This window comes from Neobacillus rhizosphaerae (assembly GCF_937468385.1).
Classification (GTDB): domain Bacteria; phylum Bacillota; class Bacilli; order Bacillales; family Cytobacillaceae; genus Neobacillus; species Neobacillus rhizosphaerae.
In genome coordinates this window covers 117556-123843 of sequence record NZ_CALBWS010000010.1, presented here as the reverse complement: position 1 = coordinate 123843, position 6288 = coordinate 117556, and the positions used below count along the sequence as shown (strand labels likewise).

At 32.9% G+C, this 6288-nt stretch carries 6 protein-coding genes and 1 pseudogene; all 7 read right to left on the bottom strand.

The annotated features are described in order from the left end of the window. Window positions 1-276: 276 nt before the first annotated feature. The 7 genes and pseudogenes from M5A78_RS10155 to M5A78_RS10125 all read right to left on the bottom strand — a co-directional run bounded on the left by M5A78_RS10155 (window position 277) and on the right by M5A78_RS10125 (window position 6104). Complete coding sequence (locus tag M5A78_RS10155; protein ID WP_248735150.1) at window positions 277-510, bottom strand: hypothetical protein; 234 nt, start codon at window positions 508-510, stop codon at window positions 277-279. Between the two features lie 143 nt (window positions 511-653). After that, complete coding sequence (locus M5A78_RS10150) at window positions 654-1268, bottom strand: hypothetical protein (RefSeq protein WP_248735149.1); 615 nt, start codon at window positions 1266-1268, stop codon at window positions 654-656. Window positions 1269-1456: 188 nt separating this feature from the next. Next, window positions 1457-2095 carry a DUF3885 domain-containing protein gene (locus tag M5A78_RS10145; protein WP_248735148.1) on the bottom strand — a complete coding sequence of 213 codons (639 nt, stop codon included), beginning with the start codon at window positions 2093-2095 and terminating at the stop codon, window positions 1457-1459. 144 nt (window positions 2096-2239) lie between these two features. Then, a complete protein-coding gene (locus tag M5A78_RS10140; RefSeq protein ID WP_248735147.1) occupies window positions 2240-2647 on the bottom strand; it encodes a DUF4304 domain-containing protein in 408 nt (135 codons plus the stop codon). Window positions 2648-2926: 279 nt separating this feature from the next. After that, window positions 2927-4366: a sensor histidine kinase gene (locus M5A78_RS10135; protein ID WP_248735146.1), complete on the bottom strand. Its 1440-nt coding sequence runs from the start codon at window positions 4364-4366 to the stop codon at window positions 2927-2929. A gap of 345 nt (window positions 4367-4711) precedes the next feature. Further along, a pseudogene (locus M5A78_RS10130) lies at window positions 4712-5591 on the bottom strand (AraC family transcriptional regulator). Between the two features lie 204 nt (window positions 5592-5795). Then, the gene (locus tag M5A78_RS10125) at window positions 5796-6104 is read right to left on the bottom strand and encodes a DUF4406 domain-containing protein (RefSeq protein ID WP_248735145.1); all 309 of its coding nucleotides are present in this window, start codon (window positions 6102-6104) and stop codon (window positions 5796-5798) included. Window positions 6105-6288 lie beyond the last annotated feature (184 nt).

The following is a 6288-nucleotide window of genomic DNA, read 5'->3' as shown; positions in this document are numbered from 1 at the left end:
AAATAAAACAATAAAGAAAATCAACCACAATATTTTTTGCTTTTTTGAAAGATTAGAAACAGGTTCAAATAAAGTCGTTAATTTCAAAAAAAAAATCTCCTATTTACCTTTTATTCATCTATTTCAATTATATCAACAAAAAGTGATAATCCCCATTTTTTTTACTAAATAATCATATTCCTTCTTCAACTCCCAGTTAGAACAAGAAGAAAGCCGCTAAAAATGGCTGCTGGATCTTAAACTCTTGCACCTCGATAGTTGTATAACGATATGTAATTAGTCACTAAAATCCTTAAATAAAGTATCTAGCTCATTGGCATCGTAAAAGTCTCTGTCACTTATGAATTTTTCAATTTCAACTGTTCCGTCCTCCAAAAACTCTACTTCCCAACGTTGACCTGGAACAGTAATTTCAACCATAATCGCTTCATTTCTTACTTTATCTAGCTTATAAAAAATATTACTCTCTTCCAGTCTATTGAGGAAATTGATTAACTCCTTAATCCCCACCTACACCATCTCCCAAAATCAGTTATATTTACAAATTATATTCCAAATTCTTGTTGAACTATCCTGCCCGTTAGAGTTTAAGTACAATTCTTCACAATCTCATTTAATTTCGTTTTTTTTGCACATTGGCAAGGGGTTAATTTTTAGCTAAATAACCTTAATTGGTTTGTTAGTTCTTTCCCTTGTCCTTGAATTCCTAGGCGTTTTTGTAAATGAATTGGTAAAATAGAAGTTATTTTTTTTACATCTTCAAGAGTAATTTCTCCTTGGTTTCTATAGCCAGAAATTTCTTCCCCTATCATAGCCAATTCAAAAGGGGAATGGTTAAAAATTGTTTCAGCTATTCTTATAAGAATTTCATCAACCTTAGCTAACCAAGGATTGAGTTTTTTTGTAAGTGGATATTTATAAGGGTAGAACTGTTCGAGTGTGGCTTGTGGTATTGATAAAACTAACCAATCAGATTTACCCTCGACTCTTATTAAAGAAATCAAACAAGGCAAGGTATATCCATCAGTCATTGATACAGTCCCATAAAATTGACTTATACTGTCTTCATCAATGTTTATTGGTAATGAAATTGAATGCGATTGGAAGTCCTGTCGTTCTTTCCATGACCCATTGAATAATTTGAAATTTTGTAATGCAATAAGTGCTTGATTTAATCTCTTATTATCTCCAGTAGGGTCAAACTCGATTGAAAGTTCGTAAAAACCACCAATCCAGTTTTTAGGGTTATTAAATTCATTGTAATTCAACCTCTTCCCATCCCTTCGTTTTGACCGCATTATCTCTTAAATTTGTCTCCTTTAATTTCTAGGTTTCCACCATCATTTCCTTCTTCAAGTAATCTGCACACATTACTTGAAGAAGAAAGAAGCTGCCGCAACAGTCACTATTCTGCTATCTTGCACCCCATTAACAATAGAAGAAGAACTATATTCCTTTATTTAAACACCTTGTCTATTTCATTCCTATCGTAATCTAAAATCCAATCATTATATCTGTCATAAATATCTCTAATAGTTTCGGATGATGTCGCTAATAAATCACAGCCTCTGTCATCGTAAACGTGAAAGATAGTTTTCTTATTGATATTTATGAAGTAAACTCTATGGAAAATACTTGGTTTCAACCCCAAGTCTTGATTGCAAATTGCTTTTAACAATGGAATGTATTTAAAATCAGATGTTTTGCAGTTTAGAGAAAATCTATGAGTTTTATATGTACATTCTTCATCATCATCTGGGAATATATAAGGCATTGCTTGATGTTTCAGCCTAAACAATAATGATTTTTCAACATAGCGAGAAAAGTTCTTTAACTGATGTCTAATGTTTTTCCCTTTATCAAAATCATTTACATCCATCACGAAAAAAATTTCCTCTGTTGGAGAATGTAAGGCTTCGAATAAAGTAATTGCCCTTTTATAACACCCCAGTATATAAGGGTTGTCGGGATAATCATATTCTCTTTTCCACTCCACCCCTAGTTCAAAACGTATACCAATATCCCAACTATAAAACAAAGGTGGTTTAAGCTCTAAATTGGGGAAATTCTTATTCGTAAAGTGGCTTAATTTCATTTCCGCACCTCCTATATTTTCTTCATTAAACCCATCGTACTTTAACTAGCCTGCCCCTTTACTTCAATAAGAAAAATACATCCCTTGTCAAAAGAATGCACCCTATAGTTGAAGAAGAACGGGTTTAATTGTGAGGAACAACCACTATTTCAAGCCCTTAATTTTAATTGTATCCCAATAATCTTCCGCTTCTGGGATACATTTCAAGACTTCATTTGCAATTACATCAAATATATGGTCATCGGAACCAGGGGCATCATACCTAAACCACTCTCCACCATTAAGTCTCGGTCTGTTGTTTAAGTCGTAGGCAGTAACTTTATTCGGCGGAACTTTTTCACCCCAATGATGGTTCACACCATCTGGAGAACAAACTGCCACTTCAATAACAAATCCCCCGCCATATCTGTCAAATTGAAACGTTAGAAGGTCAATTTTATTTTCTTTGATTCGTCGAAAATGTGGAAACGAACCTGTAAATCCTGTCTCTCTAAGGATAGGTATTACTACTTTCTTTAAAGAAAAAACCATACTATCTCTTTCAACTGACATTTTTTAAACCTCGATTCATAAAATTTTACTTATTCCCGTATAGATTCTCCCTAGTATAAACATTTTCCTTTTTTAAGTAACCTGACCGTTAATGAAACAAGAAAAAAGGATCGCCGCAGCAACCCTTTCTTAAACTCAAGCACCACGATAGTTTACATTTCTTCACAATATACACGGCGATGGATTTTATAAACCTCTAACCCGTGCTAATCAAATAATTACAGCAAGATGAGAAAAGACCAAGAAGTGATCCTCAGTCTTTTTTAGCCGACTATCAAATTATGCTAAAAAACTGTCCGTCAAATCGTCCTTTGTTTTGGGGAATCTTAGAATAAATTTTGTGCCCTTATTCTTAACACTAAAAACCTCAATTTTACCATTATGGAGTTCTACTAGTTTCTTAACAATGGACAAACCCAGTCCAAATTCTCCAAAGGGATTATTGGTTCTAGAAACATCGGCTTTATAAAATCTACGCCAGATATTTTCCACTTCACTTTCTTCAATTCCAATTCCAGTATCTTCAACCTCTATTATTGTCTCCTGTTCATTTTCTTTCCCTCGAATATAAATTGTTCCATCGGTTGTAAACTGGATACTATTTTTTACGATATTAATGAGAATTTGTAATAGCCTGTCATAATCAGCAAAAATTATCAATTGTTCATCAGCTTGAATAAGTATCTCAATATTTTTTTCTGCTGCTTGAATATATAATTGCTCTTTAATAACCTCAATTATCTCTAGCACTTGAATTTCTTGAATAAATAGCAGAATTTGGTCAGACCTGATTTTATCATAGTCTAAATTTTCATTAATGAGACGTATTAATCTTTTCGCTTCTTTTGTAACAAGTGCAATCCCATTTTGTCTTTCTTTTTCAGGAATCATATTATGATTCAACCCTTCTAATACTCCATAGATAGTAGTGAGTGGAGTTTTTAATTCGTGTGAAACGTCAGACATAAATTGCCTTCGTCTGCTTTCTAAGGAACTGATTTCTTCCATTGATCGATTAATTTTATCCACCATTATGTTAAAGTCATTTCCTAGTTCCTGTATCTCATCATCAAAGTGGGATGCAGGTATTTTCACTGAATAATCACCGGATGAAACAATAGATGTCGCTTTTTGTATCCGTTTAATTCTATTTACGTGAATTCTCGATAATAACCAACTTAATAACAAAGATACAGCTAAGGCAATAAGAATGGCATAAATCAAATAATGATTAATTTGACTAATCATCACGTTAGATCCACTTATTGGTGAAGTAAGTAATATTCCTCCTGCTAACCTGTCATTTATTAAGTAAGGTAATGCAACAAGGGTCACTTCGTGCTTAGATCCTTTAATCCTATCCCTAACCACAAGAGGTGAGCCTCCAGTGATTTTTTCTAGGGCAACATCGGTTAATTTTACATCTGGAACAGGGAATCCTGTCGGGTAAAGGATATTCCCATCTTTATCAAATAGAGAAAAACTTATATTTCTACCAGCTAAAACCTCGCCATACTGATTTAATACTACTTCGGGACCATAATCATTATTCTCCAACGAAACCAAGATATTTTTGCCATACGATATTAATTCCTTGGATTTATTCTGATAAACAAACGATTCAATATAATAGGAAAAAAAAATACTGAGTAATAAAAAGGCAACAAGAATAACACCTAAATGACTTATAACTAATTGATAAAGAAACCTAATTTTCATTTTTAGCCCCTTCAGGATAAATAAAATATAAAATTTTCCACTTTTGTAATTACACTAACAAAAGTTAAATCTACAAACAATAAATTATCGAAATCTTACGAATTTGTTAATTCAATATTCATAATTTATTAATATAAATTAATGAATGAAATCTTGTAAAAAATACTACGTGCTGCATTTTTCCCTTTTCATCCCCGTCAATATAAAAAAGCTACCTACGATTGGCAGCTGAGTCTTCAAGTAATGCAACCCGTTACTTTAAGTGTATTCATTCACAATCATCCAGTTTGTTAAGAATAGAAAAAAAAAGAGCTGCCGAAACAGCTTAGTAAATATATTTCAAATTTAATTTAATTTTTTCAAAACTGGAATCCAAATTTCGCTTTTTACTGATGGTGAAGTTAAATCTTTACTTTTAATCGACAAGATTTCGGGTCCTTCTGTTACTTGATAGTTGGAAGATGGAAACCACTCAGAATAAATCCTTCCCCAAGTTTCCTGTAGTGTACTAGGAAAATGTCCTGTTGTTTCGAATATCGCCCATGTTTAAGGCAGGAACTTCAAGTTTTGAAAAGTTTTCAGGGCATTCTTGTGTTGTTGCCACTCCTATATACTGATCAAGCTCTCCTTTTTCTTCCATACGTCCTTCCGAAAAGTTTGAAGATGCTTGAATCATCCCTTTGGGTTCAACATTAGAGAGTTTTTTTAATTGATCTATTTTCTCCATAGTCAAAGATTTCCACATCACTGTAATTTCCGGGTTATCTCCTTCAAAAATAATTGGAACTCTTTTCATGATACCAACTATGTTAAATGCCTCTTTTTGTTCAATTCGATAATTCATTTCATTTCCTCCTCTAATTGATAATTGAAAGGTCATTAGTGGATAGGCTTTTAATTGCTGGCCATTATTTCTTGCTTCTGACGGTGTTACACCATGTAAATTATGAAAAGCTCTAGTAAAAGAGTCCGGTGAATTGTATCCATATTTAATCGCAACATCAATTATTTTTATGTTACTATTATTAAGCTCTAATGCTGCCAAACTAAGTCGTCTACGGCGGATGTATTCTGATAACGTAATACCTGCAAGGAAAGAAAACATCCTTTTAAAATGATATTCGGAACAATGAGCTAACCTTGCCACCACCTTGAAGTCTATTTCGTTAGTAAGGTTTTCCTCGATATACTTCATTGCATCATTCATGTTCTTAAGCAAATCCATTATATGACCCCCTTCATCAATAGAATAGCAGGAGTTGAATCTATCCATCCGACATTTTGTGCACAATTATGTAGGATTAACCCTATTTTGACTAAACTGACCCGTTATTCGAATAAGAAAAAGACTGCATTTTAAGCAGCCTAATCTTTAAGAAAAGCACCCCGTTAGCATAGTAACAGGCGTTAGCATAGTAACAGGAATTGATTAACCGATCTCACTTTGAGAGAAGTATCGTATTGTTTTCCCATTACTTTTAGCATATTCAATTTCTTTCCTTGTGCTGTTTCCAATGTAGCCATTTACATCGATAACAAAAATTTCATCTGACATATCAATTTTTCGATAATGAATTTTCTTAAATAAATTTACCTGTTCTTGTGTAATCACTATACCTTCACTCTGTTCAAAGAAACCGAGACTGATCACTATGTTACCTTGTAATGTGAGATATGCATTTGCTTTTTCAAATTGTTCTTTAAACTTAGTAGAACCACATAACGTAATTACCTTCACGATAAATTGTACCTACTTTCCCATTGTTATTTAACTAAAAATTATAGTGCTTTTTATTTAACTATTCTGCCACGTTAGCTGAACAAGAAAAAAGTCGCCGCAACGACCATCTATTAACTAAATGCCAAAAACTTATATTTATGGAATTAATGTTATAATTATCATATAGATACACTATAATTTA